This is a genomic window from Blautia sp. MB18-30 (genome assembly GCF_023669475.1).
In the GTDB taxonomy this organism is placed as follows: Bacteria; Bacillota; Clostridia; order Lachnospirales; family Lachnospiraceae; genus Blautia_A; species Blautia_A fusiformis.
In genome coordinates this window covers 23,826-43,951 of the sequence record NZ_JAMOYY010000028.1, presented here as the reverse complement: position 1 = coordinate 43,951, position 20,126 = coordinate 23,826, and the positions used below count along the sequence as shown (strand labels likewise).

At 44.5% G+C, this 20,126-nt stretch carries 17 protein-coding genes; 13 read left to right on the top strand and 4 right to left on the bottom strand.

The genetic code is table 11. The annotated features are described in order from the left end of the window. The first annotated feature begins 86 nt into the window (after nucleotides 1–86). From NCY57_RS12515 to NCY57_RS12485, 7 genes are all read left to right on the top strand, one after another. The gene (locus tag NCY57_RS12515) at nucleotides 87–566 is read left to right on the top strand and encodes a PTS sugar transporter subunit IIA (RefSeq protein WP_015526406.1); all 480 of its coding nucleotides are present in this window, start codon (nucleotides 87–89) and stop codon (nucleotides 564–566) included. 113 nt (nucleotides 567–679) lie between these two features. Beyond that, the gene (locus tag NCY57_RS12510) at nucleotides 680–2,152 is read left to right on the top strand and encodes a PTS transporter subunit EIIC (RefSeq protein ID WP_250789732.1); all 1,473 of its coding nucleotides are present in this window, start codon (nucleotides 680–682) and stop codon (nucleotides 2,150–2,152) included. 191 nt (nucleotides 2,153–2,343) lie between these two features. After that, entirely contained in the window at nucleotides 2,344–3,444 is a 1,101-nt protein-coding gene (locus NCY57_RS12505) for a YibE/F family protein (RefSeq protein WP_059086597.1), read from the top strand. Further along, nucleotides 3,441–4,187, top strand: a complete 747-nt coding sequence (locus NCY57_RS12500) for a YibE/F family protein (protein ID WP_022426566.1) — start codon at nucleotides 3,441–3,443, stop codon at nucleotides 4,185–4,187. The genes NCY57_RS12505 and NCY57_RS12500 overlap by 4 nt, the downstream gene beginning before the upstream one ends. Before the next feature lie 416 nt (nucleotides 4,188–4,603). Next, a complete protein-coding gene (locus NCY57_RS12495; protein ID WP_015526401.1) occupies nucleotides 4,604–5,041 on the top strand; it encodes an Hsp20/alpha crystallin family protein in 438 nt (145 codons plus the stop codon). 404 nt (nucleotides 5,042–5,445) lie between these two features. Continuing rightward, nucleotides 5,446–6,408 (top strand): nucleoside hydrolase, encoded by a 963-nt coding sequence (locus NCY57_RS12490; RefSeq protein ID WP_250789731.1) that lies wholly within the window; start codon nucleotides 5,446–5,448, stop codon nucleotides 6,406–6,408. Between the two features lie 70 nt (nucleotides 6,409–6,478). Continuing rightward, the gene (locus NCY57_RS12485; RefSeq protein WP_250789730.1) at nucleotides 6,479–7,435 is read left to right on the top strand and encodes a 3'-5' exonuclease; all 957 of its coding nucleotides are present in this window, start codon (nucleotides 6,479–6,481) and stop codon (nucleotides 7,433–7,435) included. On the opposite strand, the gene NCY57_RS12480 is transcribed toward NCY57_RS12485, so the two are convergent. After that, nucleotides 7,412–8,701, bottom strand: coding sequence for a D-alanyl-D-alanine carboxypeptidase family protein (locus NCY57_RS12480; RefSeq protein ID WP_237972095.1), 1,290 nt, complete (start codon nucleotides 8,699–8,701; stop codon nucleotides 7,412–7,414). The genes NCY57_RS12485 and NCY57_RS12480 overlap by 24 nt on opposite strands. Nucleotides 8,702–9,492: 791 nt before the next feature. On the opposite strand from NCY57_RS12480, the gene ileS reads away from it, so the two are divergent. Beyond that, nucleotides 9,493–12,657: an isoleucine--tRNA ligase gene (gene ileS, locus NCY57_RS12475; protein ID WP_044960556.1), complete on the top strand. Its 3,165-nt coding sequence runs from the start codon at nucleotides 9,493–9,495 to the stop codon at nucleotides 12,655–12,657. Then, nucleotides 12,657–15,119, top strand: a complete 2,463-nt coding sequence (locus NCY57_RS12470; RefSeq protein ID WP_059086602.1) for a glycogen/starch/alpha-glucan phosphorylase — start codon at nucleotides 12,657–12,659, stop codon at nucleotides 15,117–15,119. The genes ileS and NCY57_RS12470 overlap by 1 nt, the downstream gene beginning before the upstream one ends. Nucleotides 15,120–15,218: 99 nt before the next feature. Here the strand turns inward: NCY57_RS12470 and NCY57_RS12465 are convergent, their stop codons facing one another. Next, a complete protein-coding gene (locus NCY57_RS12465) occupies nucleotides 15,219–15,713 on the bottom strand; it encodes an HD domain-containing protein (RefSeq protein WP_250789729.1) in 495 nt (164 codons plus the stop codon). Nucleotides 15,714–15,934: 221 nt separating this feature from the next. On the opposite strand from NCY57_RS12465, the gene NCY57_RS12460 reads away from it, so the two are divergent. Continuing rightward, complete coding sequence (locus NCY57_RS12460) at nucleotides 15,935–16,501, top strand: HD domain-containing protein (protein WP_118752642.1); 567 nt, start codon at nucleotides 15,935–15,937, stop codon at nucleotides 16,499–16,501. A gap of 88 nt (nucleotides 16,502–16,589) precedes the next feature. Here the strand turns inward: NCY57_RS12460 and NCY57_RS12455 are convergent, their stop codons facing one another. Continuing rightward, complete coding sequence (locus NCY57_RS12455) at nucleotides 16,590–17,135, bottom strand: NADH peroxidase (protein WP_015526390.1); 546 nt, start codon at nucleotides 17,133–17,135, stop codon at nucleotides 16,590–16,592. A gap of 107 nt (nucleotides 17,136–17,242) precedes the next feature. Further along, nucleotides 17,243–17,647: a Fur family transcriptional regulator gene (locus NCY57_RS12450; protein WP_015526389.1), complete on the bottom strand. Its 405-nt coding sequence runs from the start codon at nucleotides 17,645–17,647 to the stop codon at nucleotides 17,243–17,245. 382 nt (nucleotides 17,648–18,029) lie between these two features. Between NCY57_RS12450 and NCY57_RS12445 the strand changes: the two genes are divergently transcribed. From NCY57_RS12445 to NCY57_RS12435, 3 genes are all read left to right on the top strand, one after another. Continuing rightward, the gene (locus NCY57_RS12445) at nucleotides 18,030–18,623 is read left to right on the top strand and encodes a DUF3793 family protein (protein ID WP_161206358.1); all 594 of its coding nucleotides are present in this window, start codon (nucleotides 18,030–18,032) and stop codon (nucleotides 18,621–18,623) included. Between the two features lie 30 nt (nucleotides 18,624–18,653). Continuing rightward, nucleotides 18,654–19,079, top strand: coding sequence for a flavodoxin (locus tag NCY57_RS12440; protein WP_015526387.1), 426 nt, complete (start codon nucleotides 18,654–18,656; stop codon nucleotides 19,077–19,079). 252 nt (nucleotides 19,080–19,331) lie between these two features. Then, nucleotides 19,332–20,087 (top strand): threonine/serine exporter family protein, encoded by a 756-nt coding sequence (locus NCY57_RS12435; RefSeq protein WP_021653091.1) that lies wholly within the window; start codon nucleotides 19,332–19,334, stop codon nucleotides 20,085–20,087. Nucleotides 20,088–20,126: the final 39 nt, after the last annotated feature.

The window sequence follows — 20,126 nt, the reverse complement described above, 5'->3', positions numbered from 1 at the left end:
GATAAAAAATATATAGACATATTTACAAATCGACATCGCGGATATCAATACCGGAAGAAGTGGTGAAATAACGGGAGGAAGAGAATATGCTGAAATTTTTTAAAGGAAAAGATAAAGGAAATTTAATCTATGCACCCTGCAAGGGTAGAGTGGTTCCCCTTGCGGAGGTTCCGGACCCTGTCTTTGCGGATAAGGTACTGGGTGACGGTTTTGCCGTGATCCCGGCAGACGGCAGGATATATGCTCCGGCAGACGGTGAGGTGGCAATGGTATTTGATACTCTTCATGCAGTTACGCTGACAAGCACTCAGGGCGCGGAAATACTGATACATATCGGACTGGATACAGTCACACTTAAGGGCGAACCCTTTAAAGCCCACGTTGCAGCAGGTGACAAGGTCAAAAAAGGTGATCTTCTGATAGAGGCTGATCTGGACAAAATTGAGAAAGCCGGTTTAAACACGATTATCCCGGTTCTGATCTGCAACACAGATGATTACGGAAAGATAAGCCTCCAGAAGGAGGGGGATGTTTCGGCGGATGAAGCCGTCCTCAAGCTTTCATGATCATCTTCATGCAGCTGACAGGCTTATAGCAGCCCGGAGATAGTAGCAATTTTCGGGGTGTTATAACCGGAGTGATCCGGTCAAATATATTTATTTTAAGGGAGGGGAAATATATGAAATTTCTTCAAAAACTGGGAAAAGCGTTAATGCTTCCGGTGGCAGTACTGCCAATCTGTGGTATCCTCATGGGTATCGGATACTGGTTATGTCCGGCAACCATGCAGGGTGGAGACATTCATGGCGCAGCCAATCTGATCGGTCTGTTTCTGGTTAAGGCAGGCGGAGCTCTGATCGACAACATGGCAATCCTTTTTGCTATCGGTGTTGGTGTCGGTATGTCAGAAAAGAATGACGGAACCGGCGGAATCGCTGCACTTGCATCCTGGCTGATGCTCACAACACTTCTTTCTACAGGATTTGTTACAACCATCATGCCATCAATCGCTGACAGTGCAACAAAAACTCTTGCATTTGACAAAATTGCGAATCCTTTTATCGGAATCCTTGCCGGTATTATCGGATCTACATGCTATAACAAATTCAAGAGCACCAAGCTTCCTGACTGGCTGTCATTCTTCAGCGGCAAGCGCTGCGTAGCGATTATCGCAGGAGTGGTTTCCATTATTGTATCTGTTGTATTACTGTTTGTATGGCCATTACTTTTCAGTGCACTTGTAGCATTAGGAAAAGCAGTTGCAGGTATGGATGTTGTTGGTGCAGGTATCTATGCATTCCTGAACCGTCTGCTGATCCCTACCGGATTACATCACGCACTGAACAATGTATTCTGGTTTGACACCATCGGACTTGGTGATCTTCAGCACTTCTGGGCAGGTGAAACCTCTGCAGATGTATCCTGGAGCCTTGGAATGTACATGTCCGGATTCTTCCCATGTATGATGTTTGGTATTCCTGGTGCAGCACTTGCAATGGTTAAATGTGCGAAACCTGCAAAGAAAAAAGTTGCCATCGGTCTTGTTGCATCTGCAGCGATCTGTGCATTTATCTGTGGTGTAACTGAGCCGTTCGAGTTTGGATTTATGTTCCTTGCTCCTGGCCTCTATGTGATCTATGCATTACTTTACGGTATCTTTACCATGATCACAGTTGCTCTTGGCTTCCGTGCAGGCTTCAGCTTCTCCGCCGGTGCGATGGATTTACTTTTCTCATCCTCACTTCCGGCAGCACAGAAGACATGGCTCATCCTTCCTCTTGGAATTGCAGCATTTATCGTATTCTATGTTGTATTCCTTTTTGCCATCAAGAAATTTGATCTGAAGACTCCGGGAAGAGAAGACGATGACGATCTTGAGGCAGAGAAGAATATCGAGCTTGCAAATGATGACTATACTGCTATTGCCGCGAAGATCCTGGAAGGCTGTGGCGGAAAAGAGAACATCACAAGCATCGATAACTGCATCACAAGACTGAGACTTGAGGTTAAGGATATTACAGCTGTAAATGATAAGGTGATCAAATCTGCAGGTGTTGCAGGCGTGATCAAACCTGGAAAAACTTCTGTACAGGTTATTATCGGAACCAAGGTTCAGTTTGTTGCAGATGCATTTTCTGCGCTTTGTAAATAATGGCTTTTTTGGAGTTAGGTATTTGTTAAAATAATTATGGGGGCAGCAGAACTGTGAAAACGGTTCTGCTGCTGTTTTTTGTATACCTTATATTGACCAATACTTTCAAAAAGCGTAGAATGTTACTTCGATAAAAAGCAACCGGTCAGTGCGTTTACAATTGCAATATTTCTACAGGGGGAATGAAGTTAATGAAATCCTGCATATTTCACAAAAAATATCTTTTAGCCGGCATATATATTATTTTTGTTCTGTTTACCTGCTGTAATTCCCGATTTTATCATACACCGCTGGCAAAAATATGTTCCGTAACAGAAAAACAGACTCTGAGCAGAGAAGGAACCAGGGGCTCAAAAGAATATTACTATACTCAGAATATTACGGCACGGATATTAAACGGTTCGCATAAAGGGGAAAAAATAACGGTCTCTAATGAATATACATCTTCTCAGGTTCAGACCAAGAAATATCATAAAGGAGACACCGTTCTTTTAAGCGGTTCAAAGGAAAGCCCCGGAAAAACGATACGTTCTGTAAAAAGGGATGGGTATCTGGCATTACTGGCAGGAGGATTATTTTTTCTGCTGATCTGCATTACAGGAAAGCAGGGATTTTACACGATCATATCACTGATACTGAATACAGTCATATTTGCGTATGGATTTCAGGCTTTTACAGAAGGGAAAAATATTTTAAATATCTGTAATGTCATCGCAGTTCTTTTTTCACTGACTACATTGATCTGCTTAAATGGAATTCATAGAAAAACATTTTCCTCAGTTCTTTCAACACTGTGTGTTCTGTTTCTGATCATGGCATTGTTTGAATTTTCTATTTATATGTACGGAGATCTGGATTATTCCAATCTGGAATACCTTGGAAGTACAGGCAATTCAGCAGATATATTCTGGGCAGATATTATGCTGACAGGACTTGGTGCAATTATGGATGTGACGGTGACGATCAGCGCAGCAGTAGGAGAGATCGTGCGGAAAAATCCATCGGTTTCTCTGAGAAGACTGATACATTCCGGTCGTGAAATCGGATATGATATTATGGGAACCATGATAAATGTACTGCTGTTTGTTTTGGCAAGCGGCATGATTCCCATGTTCATACTTAAGATGAATAATGATATAAGCTTTGTAACGATCGTGAGATACCACATTCCATATGATATCTGTCGTTTTCTGATAGAAAGTATTGGAATTGTACTGGCAATACCGGTATCTGTTTTTATTGCTTCAGTGATTATGAAAATACCATCACGGAAAAGGGGTGTCAGAGAATGATCATTTTTCTTGCATTGATTTTAATTTTTCTGGTGATCTTGATTGGCGGAGAGCGTGGAGCCATGTCAATTATGACACTGGCGGGGAATATTGTAATTTTGTTTTTTTCAATTATGCTGATGTCTGCCGGTTTTCCTGTACTGCTCCTGATATTGGTGGCAGGTGCAGGTGTCTGTTATATTTCTCTGTTTTATCAGAACGGAAATAATCCAAAGACGCGGGCGGCTTTTCTGGCTACACTGCTGGTAATGTTACTTTTGTTTATTCCGATTTATATTATTACATGGAGATCAGGAAGTTACGGGTTAAATGAGATCCAGATTTCAGAAGATGATTTTATGTATTATTACAGTACGGACCTTCATATTAACATGCTTCATGTAGGAATATTTGTAACTGTTTTCAGTACTCTTGGGGCTGTTATCGATACAGCATTATCTGTAACATCTTCTGTATATGAAGTCTGGACTCATAAAAACAGTCTGACAGCGAAAGAGCTTACAGCTTCCGGCTATCAGGTTGGGAAAGAAATTATCGGTACAACGGTAAATACGTTGCTGTTTGCTTATCTTGGAGGAACTATTTTATTATTTTCATACATTCAGACACAGCAATATAGCCTGGAGATCATTCTTAATTCCCAGTTCCTATTCCAGGATGTTGCAGTCATGCTATCTGGTGCGGTAGCCTGCCTTATTACCGTCCCGGTATCGATTAAATGTATTATTCGACAGATCTCATGAAGCATATCTCCACTGCACTGAATACGGAATCCATGGTCCCGATACAGATGTTCTTTCCTGTATTCAGCAGACGTGGGCTCTCTTTTATGAAAGCAGTTATTATATTTATGTATTTATGGGAGTGCTTTTACAGGCAGTTCCATTTCTGATCCTGGGAGTCCTTCTATCTTCGGCGCTTCAGACATATGTATCGGAAAAATGGATCGTAAAATTACGTGAAATGTGAAGAAAGTGTGAAATTAGCACTCGCCTCTTGACAGTGCTAATAATGCGTGTTATAGTACATACAGAACAAAGGAAGAGAGAAAAGAAATCTTCCGGAGAAAGTTCTTACAGAATTTGCAGATGTTTTCAGAAACAGTAAATTAAAAACGCCTGCGCAGCACGCAGCGAATATAGATCAGGAGGAATGAGTTATGTTAATGCCAAGTATTTTCGGAGAAGATTTATTTGATGATTTTATGGGATATCCGACAGGCCGTCAGGCAGCTGCCAATGCTTATCCTCAGGTGAAGGATATGATGAAGACAGATATCCGTGATGTAGATGGCAATTATGAACTGGAGATCGATCTTCCGGGATTTAAGAAAGAGGATGTGAAGATCCAGCTGAAGAATGGTTATCTGAACATTCAGGCAACCAGAGAAGAGAAGAAAGACGAGAAGGATGATAAAGGTAAATATGTTCGCAGAGAACGTTATACAGGAACCTGCAACAGAAGCTTTTATGTAGGCTCGAGCATTAAGCATGAAGATATCCATGCGAAATATGAGAACGGAATCCTTCATGTAACCTTCCCGAAGGAAGAGACCAAGAAAGAAGCAGAAGAGAAGAAATTTGTTTCTATTGATTGATCAGCATTTATTGTGAAGCCCCGGTACTGGATTGCAAGCTCCGGGTGATGGGATATAGCATAATAACAATATCCGGAACAACCCAAACGGATATTGCAAATATTAAAGCTCCAAATTGCACATCGCATTTGTTTATATAAATGAATATAACCCCCTTTTTTCAACCCCTCTGCCAATGCCTGGCAGAGGGGTTCTTTACGTTTCAGCCTGAAGTACAGAGGTGAATTTTGATTATTGTTTACTGGTAATATTCCGCGAAGCGTGTTGCTGAGAACGGAGTGAACAGTAACGAATTCTGATTAACTTTACACTCTTTCCTCACTCTGTTATACTTGGAACAGGTAAACAGCGGAAATTCGGCAATACTATAAAATTGGGGAAAGAGTTTTTACAGAGGTGAATATATGGGAGATAAGATCAAGGTTATCATGGACTGTGATCCCGGAATCGATGACGGGATCGCACTGGCATATGCGGCAGCACATCAGGATGAACTGGAGCTGCTTGCAGTGACGACATCTGCAGGAAGTACCAGGATAGAAAGAGTGACCAAAAATGCACTGGAGCTGGTGGATTTTTACGGACTGAAGGTTCCGGTGGCAGGAGGCCAGGACCGTCCTCTTGTGAAAGCGGCAATTTATGCGGAAGAATTCCACGGAGAGACAGGGCTTGGCCATTGCGTACTGCCGGAAGCAAAATCAGAGGCTGCTTCTGATAATGCAGTGCTTTTTATCCGTGACATTCTGAATGCCATTCCTGAGGGCGAGCAGGTAGTAATGATCGAAACTGCACCAATGACTAATCTTGCACTTCTGTTAAAGGTTTTTCCTGAAATAAAGAATAAGATCAGAAAAATCGTATTTACAGGCGGTGCAGCAAAAGGCGGAAACATCACACCGGCAGCGGAATTCAACATCTACGCAGATCCGGAGGCGGCAAAGATCGTATTCGATTCCGGAATTCCACTGATCATGTGTGGACTGGATGCTACCCTGAAATGTAATCTCACCAGAAACCAGATCATGAAGCTGTGCCAGTCCGGTGATCCGGCAGCCAGAGCCTGTGGAGATATGGCTGGCTACGTACTTGAAAATTTTTCCAAATATCGCTGCGTGGCAAGTATCCATGCTGCTGTACCGTTTATGTATCTCATCCATCCGGAGTTCTTTAAAACAGAAAAAGTATTCCTGGATGTGGATTGTTCAGACGGTGCCGGACGGGGTGCCACATTATGCGATTTCCGCTGGTGGCTACACGAAGAAGACGAAATGAAAGATATGATTCTGACAGATGCAGATACAGAAAGCTTCCAGCAGGAGCTGTTTGAAGTGATTTATTCTGTGTCCGAATGCAAAAATATGAAATAGCCGGACAACGATCCGGAAACAGCTGCATTTATGAAGCAGCTGAGCAGTCAGATAAGAGGACAGAAAACCCATGAACTATATTGTATTTGACCTGGAATGGAACCAGAATCCGGATGGAAGAAGACATCCGGATAGTCGGCTCCCGTTTGAGATCATAGAGATCGGGGCAGTAAAATTAAATGAAAAAAGAGAGAGCGTTGATACCTTTCAGTGCCTGATCAAGCCCAAAGTGTACCACTGGATCCACGACAGTATCCATGAAGTGATCCACGTGGATTATCATGAACTGGAAAAAGGCATCCCTTTTCCAAGGGCAATCCGCAGATTTCTGGAATGGTGCGGGGAGGAGTATCGCTTTTTTACCTGGGGAGACCAGGATGTGATGGAACTTCAGCGCAATATGAAATACTATAATCTTCTGAAGCTGATGCCAGGGCCAGTGCATTACTATGATGTGCAGAAGCTTTTCAGCATAAAATTCGAGGACGGAGTATCCAGGCGATCTCTGGAATATGCCACAGACTATCTGGAGCTTCCCAAAAACCGGGATTTTCACCGGGCACTGGCAGACGCCAGCTATACTGCCAGGATACTCCTGGAGATCGATGAAGCCTGCATGATCCGCCATCCGTCTCTGGATGTATATCAGAATCCAAAATCCAGAGACAGCGAGATCTATATTTCCTATACAGACCATGACAAGTTTGTGTCCAGGGAATTTGTATCAAAGGAGCGTCTGATGAAGGACCGTACTATGGTAAGTACCATGTGTCCTATCTGCAGATGCCCTGCCAAGAGGAAGATCCGCTGGTTCAGTACCAACAATTCCAAGGTATATTACAGCCTTGCCCTTTGCCATGAGCATGGACCTGTTGCCGGAAAGATCCGGATCCGAAAAACCGATGAGGGAAAATATTTCGGGGTGAAGACCCTGAGAGCAGAAGATACAGAAGCGGCGGATGAGATCCGTGAAAAGCACGAATCTCTCCGCCGCAGGAAAATGTTACGAAGCCAGGAGAAGATCTGATACGATGTTTCGTTCGTATTGCATTCCCCATCCGACCATTTGTTTCTTATAATAATATTTGCTTTTCAGACGCAGTGGGCCGACAGCATTCTGAAGAACGGCCTGGCGTTTGTTAAGCTGTGATTTTTTGATACCTTTTGGAAGAGTCACATAAACCTTTGTCTGATAATAAAACGGATAGGTGTTTCCGTTATTCTTAAGGATATATTTGTCACAAGGGAGTACCTTAAACGGGACTGGCTCCATGGACACCTTCATATCCACCTTTTCAAAATTTTCAAAACCATAATTAAAAAGAGAAGTGGTATCGCTGTAAGCATTTGCCGCGGAAGTAGAATTCAAGATCACGGCTACCAGCGTTATATTTCCTCGTTTGCAGTAGGTGACAAGTGTGTTGCCGGATGCATCCGTGTAGCCTGTTTTTCCGCCACGGACGCCTTCATAATAATATTCGCCGTTTTTCATCATCTTGTGATGATTGAGCAGCTGGCGGGCTTCCGCAAATTTATTGGTAGGCGGGATCTCGTAATAACGTTTGGTGCAGTATCGCCGGAAAAGAGGATTCAGCCAGGCGGATTTGGCGATCTTTGCCATGTCGGAGGCTGTGGTGTAATGATTTTCATCCGGAAGACCGTTGGGATTGTTAAAGTGTGTGTTCTTGCAGCCAAAAAGCTTGGCGCGCCAGTTCATGAGTTCTGCGAATTTCTTTACAGAGCCGGAAACTTCTTCCGCAACGGCGACAGACATTTCATTAGCGGACTGGAGCATGACAGCCATCAGGGCCTGATCCCTAGTGAATTTTTCACCGGGAGCAGCATAAATACTGGAATCTCCGGCAGTTACACTGGTGGAAGCTTTTTCAGATACGGTAATGTTTGTCTTAGTATTCAGATTTTCACAGGCAAGCAGTGTAGTCAGGATCTTTGTGATGCTGGCAGGGTAGAGCTGTGTGTCCGCATTTTTGGAATAAAGAACGGCTTCTGTATTTACGTCCATAAGGACTGCAGCCTGTGCTTCGATGCCGGGACCTTTGGGCCATCCGTCAATGGAATCGGTGTCGGCAGCCTGTGAATAATAGCTGGAGTGAGCAGGCGTGACTGCTGCGGCCTGACCATCAGGAACCGGTGTGGCAGTGACGATAGGATCACCATATTCATCGTATCCATAGGCAGCCGCCGCGCAGGGAGCTGCGCCTGTGAGCAGGATCCCTATGCCGAGAATGCCTGCAAAGATCCGGCGCAAGGATCGTTTTTTCATATTTTTCATAACAAGATACCTTTCAGTGATAAATCCGGGCGAGAAGGTTATTATTCATTTGAGAATCAGTAACCGAAAAAATCTTGCCCGTTTTGTGATGAGGTGCAGTATTTCATTAATTATAGCATTGTATTAATGAAACGTTGTATTTTTGCCCTCAAGATTCTGTAGTAGTATACCACTTTCCTCCCGGAAAAACTACTTGCAGTCTGTGAAAATTCCATTAAGAAGAAGTGAACATACATATAATAAGAAAAATCCATGAAAACACTTGACATATGGATTTTCCCCAACCTATAATAGACAGCGTATATAGAAAAAGCTGTGATGGAGACAGTAGGCCATATGGAAAGCTTGCAGCGAACCGGGGATGGTGGGAGCCCGGGACGAGTAAATATGGCGGAATATCACTCCTGAGCTTCAGTTCCGAAGTTGTCCGGCAGCAGCCGGAAGAATATCTGATATACAGATGATCATTAAGTAAGAACTGACGGATTTCCTCCGTTACAGGGAACATATATCGGCAGATACAAAGAATTGTCCGCCATGAACAGACATGGAACAACAGCCCGCGCCATAACACAGAGCATAAGAACACAGCAGAAGACGCAGGGATCCGGACACAGGCCCGTATAATGTAACAGGTGGTACAGCGAATCAGACTTCGTCCTTTTACAGGATGGGGTCTTTTTTTATAAGTGCCCGAAGCATTGGCACGAACAGGTATCTGTGAAGAAACAATCCGCTGTGGCCTTACAGATGAGGCAGCAGCCAGTAATCAGACACAGGAGGTAAATATTGTGTATCGTAAAGTTGACACGAATCTGAATTTTGTTGACCGTGAAAAAGAAGTCGAGAAATTCTGGAAAGACAACAAGATTTTCGAAAAGAGTATGGATAGCCGTAAAGAGGGCGAGACATACACATTCTATGACGGACCGCCTACCGCAAATGGTAAACCACATATCGGACACGTTCTGACACGAGTTATCAAGGATATGATCCCGAGATACCGTACAATGAAGGGGTACATGGTTCCGAGAAAAGCAGGATGGGATACTCACGGACTTCCGGTTGAGCTTGAGGTTGAGAAGAAGCTTGGCCTTGACGGCAAGGAGCAGATCGAGGAGTACGGAATGGAGCCGTTCATTCAGCAGTGTAAGGAGAGCGTATGGAAATACAAGGGAATGTGGGAGGATTTCTCATCTACCGTTGGTTTCTGGGCTGACATGGAGCATCCGTATGTAACATACGACAACAATTTCATCGAGTCCGAGTGGTGGGCGCTGAAAGAGATCTGGGAAAAAGGTCTCCTTTATAAAGGCTTTAAGATCGTTCCTTACTGCCCACGCTGTGGAACTCCGCTTTCCGCACAGGAGGTTTCTCAGGGCTACAAGACTGTTAAAGAGCGCTCTGCGATCGTGCGTTTCAAGGTTGTTGGTGAGGACGCATACTTCCTGGCATGGACAACAACACCATGGACACTTCCATCCAACGTTGCACTTTGTGTAAACCCGGATGAGATCTACTGTAAGGTAAAAGCAGCAGACGGCTATACCTACTACATGGCAGAGGCACTTCTGGACAAGGTTCTCGGCAAGCTTGCAAAGGATGATGAGCCTGCATATGAGATCCTTGAGAAATATAAAGGAACAGACCTTGAGCGCAGAGAATATGAGCCGCTTTTTGCATGTACAGGAGAGGCTGCAGCAAAACAGCACAAAAAAGCTCACTTCGTAACCTGTGACAACTACGTTACCATGAGTGATGGTACCGGTATCGTTCATATCGCACCTGCATTTGGTGAGGATGACAGCCGTGTCGGACGTGAGTATGACCTTCCGTTCGTACAGTTCGTAGACGGACAGGGTAACATGACCAAAGAGACACCATACGCAGGTGTATTCGTAAAGAAAGCGGACCCGATGGTTCTCACAGACCTTGACAAAGAGGGCAAGCTTTTTGACGCACCGAAATTCGAGCATGATTATCCGCACTGCTGGAGATGTGACACACCGCTTATCTACTATGCACGTGAGTCCTGGTTCATCAAGATGACTGCAGTAAAGGATGATCTGATCCGTAACAACAATACTATCAACTGGATTCCGGAGAGCATCGGTAAGGGACGTTTCGGTGACTGGCTTGAGAACGTTCAGGACTGGGGTATTTCCAGAAACCGTTACTGGGGAACACCACTGAATATCTGGCAGTGTGAGTGCGGACATATGGAATCCGTGGGAAGCCGCCAGGATCTCTATGAGAAGAGTGGTGACGAGCGTGCGAAGACCATCGAGCTTCACCGTCCATACATTGATGATATCACCATGAAGTGTCCGGATTGCGGCAAGACCATGCACCGTGTACCGGAGGTAATCGACTGCTGGTTCGATTCCGGAGCAATGCCTTTTGCACAGCATCATTATCCATTTGAGAATAAAGACCTGTTCGAGCAGCAGTTCCCGGCAGACTTCATCTCCGAGGCTGTTGACCAGACAAGAGGATGGTTCTACTCCCTTCTTGCTGAGTCCACACTGCTTTTCAACAAGGCTCCGTATAAGAATGTAATCGTTCTGGGACATGTACAGGATGAGAACGGACAGAAGATGAGTAAGTCCAAGGGAAATGCCGTAGATCCGTTTGACGCACTGAACAAATACGGCGCAGATGCGATCCGCTGGTATTTCTACATCAACAGTGCTCCATGGCTTCCGAACCGTTTCCACGGCAAGGCAGTTGTAGAGGGACAGAGAAAGTTCATGAGCACTCTGTGGAACACCTACGCATTCTTCGTACTGTATGCGAACATTGACAATTTTGATGCAACTAAATATACTTTAAATTACGATAAGCTTCCGGTTATGGATAAATGGCTGCTCAGCAAGCTGAATACCATGGTGAAGACTGTCGATGCGGATCTTGATTCCTACAAGATTCCGGAGGCTGCAAGAGCACTTCAGGAATTTGTTGACGATATGAGTAACTGGTATGTAAGAAGAAGCCGTGAGCGTTTCTGGGCAAAGGGCATGGAGCAGGATAAGATCAATGCTTACATGACACTTTACACAGCGCTGGTAACAGTTGCCAAGGCTGCAGCTCCGATGATCCCGTTCATGACTGAGGATATCTACCAGAACCTTGTAAGAAGCATTGATGCAGACGCTCCGGAGAGTATCCATCTCTGCGATTACCCGGAGGTAAACGAAGCATGGATCGACAAGGATCTTGAGGCAAACATGGAAGAGCTTCTTGAGATCGTTGTTCTCGGACGTGCATGCAGAAATACCGCAAACATCAAGAACCGTCAGCCGATCGGAACCATGTATGTAAAAGCTGAGAAAGCTATGGATAAATTCTACACAGATATCATCGCAGATGAGCTTAACGTAAAAGAAGTGAAATTCGCAGATGATGTAGAGTCCTTCATTTCTTACAGCTTCAAGCCGCAGCTTCGTACAGTAGGACCGAAATACGGCAAGCTTCTGAACGGCATCCGTACTGCACTCTCCGAGATCGACGGAACCGCAGCAATGAAAGAGCTGAGAGATAATGGTGTTCTCGTTCTTGATATTGCCGGAAACAGAGTCGAGCTTGCAGAGGAAGACTTATTGATCGAAACAGCCCAGAGCGAGGGCTATGTGACAGAGACAGACGGTGAGACATCCGTTGTCCTTGATACAAACCTTACACCTGAACTGATCCAGGAGGGCTTTGTCCGCGAGATCATCAGCAAGATTCAGACTATGCGTAAAGAGGCTGGTTTCGAAGTCATGGACAAGATCATTGTCTATGCAAAAGATAACGATAAGATCATGGATATCATGAAAGCAAACCAGGATGAGATCAAACGTGAAGTACTGGCAGAAAACATTATTCTGGGAGAAGCAGAGGGTTACACCAAGGAGTGGAACATCAACAAAGAGGCTGTAACACTGGGAGTATCCAAAGTACAGGAGGAAAACTAATGATTGACAAGCAGTTTGAGAAAGAGGAATTCAAAAAAAGTGTAAAAGAAAACGTAAAATTCCTTTATCGAAAAACACTGGAAGAGGCTACACAGGAGCAGATCTTTCAGGCTGTAAGCTACACTGTGAAGGACGTGATCATTGACAACTGGCTCAAGAGCCAGAAGGCGTATGAAAAACAGGACCCGAAGATCGTATATTATATGTCCATGGAGTTCCTTATGGGCCGTGCCCTTGGAAACAACCTGATCAACCTTGGTGCATACGGCGAGGTTAAGGAGGCTCTTGAGGAGCTTGGACTTGACATTAACTGCATTGAAGACCAGGAGCCGGATCCGGCTCTTGGAAACGGTGGACTTGGAAGACTGGCAGCATGCTTCCTGGATTCTCTTGCAACTCTGAACTACTGTGCATACGGATGCGGAATCCGTTACCGTTATGGTATGTTCAAGCAGGAGATCCGTGACGGTTATCAGGTAGAGGCACCGGATAACTGGCTGAAGAACGGCTATCCTTTCGAGCTCCGTCGTCCGGAGTATGCAAAAGAGGTTCATTTCGGCGGATATGTACGCGTTGAGTGGGATCCGGTGAAGAACGAGAATAAATTCATCCATGAAGGATATCAGGCAGTTAAGGCTGTTCCTTACGATATGCCGATCACAGGTTATAACAATGATGTTGTAAACACACTTCGTATCTGGGATGCAGAGCCGATCGTAGACTTCAACCTTGACTCTTTTGACAAGGGTGATTATCACAATGCAGTAGAGCAGGAGAACCTTGCACGTACTATCGTTGAGGTACTTTATCCGAATGATAACCATATGGCAGGTAAAGAGCTTCGTCTGAAACAGCAGTACTTCTTCGTATCTGCCAGCCTTCAGGCAGCGATTGCCAAATATAAGAAAACACACGATGACATCACAAAGCTTCATGAGAAGGTTGTATTCCAGATGAATGATACCCATCCGACAGTTGCAGTTGCAGAGTTGATGCGTATTCTTATCGATGAGGAAGGTCTTGGCTGGGATCAGGCATGGGATATCACAACAAAATGCTGTGCTTACACCAACCACACCATCATGTCCGAGGCACTTGAGAAATGGCCGATCGAGCTGTTCTCCAGACTGCTTCCGCGTGTATACCAGATCATCGAGGAGATCAACCGTCGTTTCATTCTTGAGATCCAGCAGAAATATCCTGGAAACTTCGAGAAGATCAAGAAGATGGCGATCATCTATGACGGACAGGTTAAGATGGCTCACCTTGCGATCGTTGCAGGCTACTCTGTAAACGGTGTTGCACGCCTTCATACCGAGATCCTCAAGAATCAGGAGCTGAAGGATTTCTATGAGATGATGCCTGAGAAGTTCAACAACAAAACAAACGGTATCACACAGAGACGTTTCCTTGCTCATGGAAACCCGCTTCTGGCTGATTGGGTAACAGACAAGATCGGACCGGACTGGATCACAGATCTTTCCCAACTTTCCAAGCTTAAGGTTTACGCAGACGATGAGAAGGCTCTTCAGGAGTTCATGACCATCAAGTTCAAGAACAAAGAGCGTCTTGCAAAATATATCCTGGAGCACAATGGTGTTGAGGTTGACCCGCACTCTATCTTCGATATCCAGGTTAAGAGACTTCATGAGTACAAACGTCAGCTTCTTAACATCCTGCATGTGATCTATCTGTACAACCAGATCAAGGCACATCCGGAGATGGATTTCTATCCAAGAACATTTATCTTTGGTGCAAAAGCTTCCGCAGCTTACGCACGTGCAAAGAAGATCATCAAGCTGATCAACTGTGTGGCAGATGTTGTAAACAATGATGCTTCCATCAACGGCAAGCTGAAGGTTGTATTCATCGAGAACTACCGTGTATCCAACGCTGAGATCATTTTTGCGGCAGCAGATGTTTCCGAGCAGATCTCCACAGCAAGTAAAGAGGCTTCCGGTACAGGTAACATGAAATTCATGCTGAACGGTGCTCCGACACTTGGAACCATGGATGGTGCTAACGTTGAGATCGTACAGGAGGTTGGCGAGGAGAATGCATTTATCTTCGGTATGAGCTCCGACCAGATCATCAACTATGAGAACAACGGCGGTTACGATCCGGACTTCATCTACAACACAGATCCGGAGATCCGTCAGGTACTGATGCAGCTGATTAACGGAACCTTCTCCAGCGATACAGAGATGTTCCGTGACATCTACAATTCACTTCTCGACAAACGCAACATGCCGAGACCTGACCAGTACTTCATCCTTGGCGACTTCCGTTCCTATGCAGAGGCACAGAAGCGTGTTGAGGAAGCATATAAGGATGAGAAACGCTGGGCTAAGATGGCACTTCTCAATACAGCATGCAGCGGTAAGTTCACATCCGACAGAACTATCCAGGAGTATGTAGATGATATCTGGCATCTGGATAAGGTTATTGTGAAAGAGAACTAAGATATAGAAAGTAATCTGCAAAGTATTACCATAAAATAAATTTTCACACAAAAACAGGGCTCGTCAGAAGTGGAGACGGCCCTGTTTTTTGTGTGGAAATTATGCCGGATTGATGACGATCCGGTTCCGCCTGGCCAGTGCAATGGCGATATGGCAGCCTTCCGCGATGGCGCAGGCTTTATCGGCAAAGCTGATGATCCAGGCTTCCTTATTGCGTGGAAGAGGTCCCAGAGGGAACATATGTGAGAGTATCGCATCCAGCTCTCTGTCTGTGACATCAAAGTGTGCGGCACTGTTGTCTGCGGCAGCCTTCGGGTGATAAAACGCCTGATGCTCACCGGTCGGTGTCTCCGCCCTGAAGTCATAGGGACAGAAATCGTGGAGAAGTCCTGCCCTTGCGGCGGCTTTCTCGTCACATCCCAGCTTCCTGGCAATGAACCAGGAGAGGTAAGAAACATTGATACTGTGCATGAGCCGTGTGGTCCACTGGTGGTGGGTGTACAGGCTCAGCTTCAGGAACTCTCTGTTACAGAGGATGTTCTTCACAAGCGCATGATATTCCTGTGAGACCTCATCCGACACCGTGATATCCATCGGCAATCACCTTCTTTCTTTTGTTTATAATTTCATTATGACGATTATGGAGAAAAATGCAATAAAGTTTATATTTTTTTTATAAATTAGTTGAGACAAATTTTTTCAGAATGGAATCTTCTGTTTTTCATCTGTTTTCCATGACCGGAGATATGGTATAGTAATGAACAGAATTGGTGTCAGTGAAAATATTATGAAAAGACGGAGGAGAGAGAACGAATATGAAACCAGAAAAACTGATTGAAGTACTTTCTGTTGCAGAACGATTAAAAGATGCAGTGCGTCATTGCTATACATCCGGAGGCAGGCGGGAGAGTGTTGCGGAGCATTCCTGGAGAATTTCTCTGATGGCATATTTTGTCAGCGACGAGTTTCCGGAGGCAGATCTTCTGAAGATCATGAAAATGTGTCTGATCCATGATATGGGAGAAGCTTTTACCGGGGATATCCCAGCTTTTGAAAAAACAGTAAAAGATTCAGAAAAAGAAGCCGATGTGCTGGGTGAATGGGTGAAAACTCTGCCGGAACCATTTGATAAAGAGATGGCAGAACTGTATCAGGAAATGGAAGCACAGCAGACTCTGGAATCCAGAATCTACAAAGCTTTGGACAAACTGGAAGCGCTGATCCAGCACAATGAATCCGACATCAAAACCTGGATCCCACTGGAATATAACCTGCAGATGACCTACGGAAATGAACAGGTGAAATTCTCAGATTATCTGACGGAGCTTCGGGAGCAGGTAAGAGCAGATAGTGTGCGGAAGATTGAAAAATCTGTACACTAATTTGCACATCTCCATCAGAAACATTAAAAAAGAGGGAACCATTTTACGTGGTTCCCTCTTGTAAAAATTCCGATTTTATGCGGATTTCTTATTTACCGAAGTATCTTTTAAGCAGACCAGCGAATGCTTTTCCGTGTCTTGCTTCGTCTTTAGCCATCTCATGTACTGTATCATGGATTGCGTCAAGGTCAGCTGCTTTCGCACGTTTTGCAAGGTCGAATTTACCTGCTGTAGCGCCGTTTTCAGCCTCTACACGCATCTGAAGGTTCTTCTCTGTGCTGTCTGTTACAACCTCACCAAGGAGCTCTGCGAATTTAGCTGCATGCTCTGCTTCCTCGTAAGCTGCTTTTTCATAGTACATACCAACTTCCGGATATCCTTCTCTGTGAGCAACTCTAGCCATTGCAAGATACATACCAACCTCAGAGCACTCGCCCTCGAAGTTCGCTCTCAGGTCTGCAAGGATGTCCTCGCTGACACCTTTAGCTACACCTACAACGTGCTCAGCTGCCCATGAGAGCTCGCCTTCCTGTTTCTGGAATTTAGAAGCTGGTGCTTTACATACTGGACAGGCTTCCGGTGCCTGCTCGCCTTCATAAACATATCCACATACTGTACATACCCATTTAGCCATAGTAATGATCTCCTTTTCTTTTTTGAAATATATTGTTTGTTTTTGTTTCTTCTAAATTAATAATAGTAATTATTACTATTTTATGATACCATGTGATCTTTGTTTTGTCAAGCTTGTTTTTCTTCTTTTTTCAGGCATTCCTTGCAGATCCCATAGAAGCTTGCATCTACGTCAAAGACTTTTCCGTGGATAAATTCTGCAGCTGCCTGTTCAAGAATTCCGTTAAGGCTGTCTGACTGCATATCGATCACCCGGTTGCATCTGGTACACATGAAATGTGAGTGTGGTGCGACCCTTCCATCGTAGCGATCCGCGCTTCCGAAATTGGTCAGCTTCCGGATCTCACCGATGTCACTGAGAAGAGAAAGATTACGGTAGACAGTTCCGAGACTGATATTCGGGTAGATCTGTCGAAGATTCTCGTATACTGTATCTGCCGTTGGATGATCTGTTCTGGATCTCAGAAATTCCTTGATGGATTCTCGCTGACGGCTGTATTTAAGTGCTGCCATAATGTTTCCCCCTTTCAGTAATAGTAATTATTACTGATATTATAATACATGGCAGAGGGAAGTTTGTCAAGAGGTTTGGATATGATTATCCTGAAATATTTTCATTTTATGAGCTGGATGTAAATGAGTATTTTTACGCTGCGGGTGTAGGGGATATTTGCAACCCTGCAGAGGACTTACTTGATTCGGTTAAATGGTGAGAACTGGCAGTCGGATGTCTGACAGAGTGTTTGTTATAAGGAATATTGTGCCCTTAATGATAGGATTTTATCAGTAAAAGTCCGCAAGGAAAATTTTTTAAAAATAAGTTGACAAAGACTAACTTTGGCGGTATATTTACAATAGTTAGAAGAATCTAACTAAAACGTAAAGGAGAATGCAAATGACTTGTGAAAAATTTGAATCTGTCATGGGTTATCATTGTTCCCCTGTATTAATGGGAATGAAACCGGCGAATCTTGTTTCCTTTTCCAAGGAAAAAATGCCGGAGCTGCCGGAGATCATTTCGGATTATGAGGAGAGTCTTGAACGGGAAGGCATCCGTATGGAGATCATCTGTGGATGCAGGAAGCATTATCTTCTTCTGGTGTACCGGCCGGATATGCTGCAGGAATATCTTAAGCAGGATGAAGTCAGGAAACTTTTGCTTCAGGATGGGTATAATATAGATAGTTCTTTGGATGAGATGATCGCCCGTTTGAAGGAGAGATTTTTTCATAAGACGGAGTTTCCTCATGAGATCGGACTTTTCCTGGGTTATCCCATTGAAGACGTGAAGGGCTTCCGGAAGTTCGGAGGCAGTGGCTGCAAGATGTGTGGTTACTGGAAGGTTTATGATGATGTGGAGCAGGCTCGCAGGATTTTTGACAGCTATGATAAGTGCCGGGAGTTTACTGCGGCGCAGATCCGTGCGGGGTATTCGATTTTGCAGGTTGTTGGTATGAAGCATCTCTGTACATCTCAGATGTGCGTATAATATAAAGTTTAAAAACAGGAGGTTTTTAAGATGAGCAAGGTAGGAATTATTTACTGGTCTTCTACAGGCAACACAGAGGCAATGGCACAGGCTGTTGAGGAAGGTGCAAAAGCAGCTGGTGCGGATGTTGAGATCATGGAAGTTGCAGATGCAGATGTAGATAAAGCTCTCTCTTATGATGTTTTGGCACTTGGTTGTCCGGCTATGGGGGATGAGGAGCTTGAGGAGGGTGAGTTCGAGCCATTCTTCTCTGATCTGGAAGGCAAACTTTCTGGTAAGAAAGTTGCGCTTTTCGGTTCCTATGACTGGGGCGACGGAGAGTGGATGAGAACATGGTGCGGCAGAGCAAAAGACGCAGGCGCAGAGCTTGTTGATGATGAGGGGCTCATTGTAAACAACACACCTGATGATGAAGGACTTGCAGCTTGCCGTGAACTTGGCGGAAAACTTGCATAAGATCTATTAGATTTCAAATAAATAAAAACTGAGCAGAGCATTGGATTTTCAAACACAAACACCATCCGGACAGAAGGGATAGATATCTTTTTTGTCCGGGTGGTGTTTTATTTTGAGCGAAAATATCTGCTTATTACTTTGAGAAAATATAGAAGAAATGAATATTAAGACAAAAAATCCTTGTTGATTTTAATATTTACGTGTCCTAAAATAGATAAAAATGAAATAAAGCAGGAAAGTGAGGGATGCCGGATGACGCGGGAGGAAGCGGAACAGTATTTATATTATGCGATGACAATTGGTGAACAGCTTCTTTGCTGCGGAGCAGAGGTTGGACGTGTGGAAGATACCATACGGCGGATCTGCCTGGCATATGGAGCCACCCGGGCAGATGTTTTTTCTATCACATCCAGTATTGTGACGACTATTTATGGAGAGGATTTCGGTATTTGCACCCAGACGCGGCGTGTGCCGGGAATGTCCAATGATCTGGGACGGCTGGATGACCTGAACCAGCTTTCCAGATACATCTGTGAGTATCGGCCGAAGCCGGAGGAGATCCAGAAGGGGCTGGAAAAGATCCGGGATAAACAAGGATATTCTTTTAAAACGCAGATTTTGATCTATGCTGTAATTTCAGGTTCTTTTTCCGTGTTTTTCGGAGGAGATGTCAACGATATGATTGCTTCTGCGCTGATTGGTATCGCCCTGAAGCTGTTTGAGGCTTTTGTAAAAAAAGGTGCATTAAACTCGCTACTGACAGTGCTTCTTTGCTGCGGAGCCGGCGGAGTACTTTCCAATCTTACAGTTCTAATCGGGCTTGGACATCATGCGGATCTGATCAGTATCGGAAATATCATGCTTCTGATACCGGGAATTGCATTTACCAATTCATTGCGCGATATGTTTTCAGGAGATACCATTACAGGTTTGATCCGATGTATGGAGGCACTTTTGCTGGCATTGGTCGTGGGCCTTGGTTTTACGGTGGCGAATCTGTTGTTTTAACCGAATCAGGGAAGTTCTCTTGAAGGTTGCGAAAAGCAA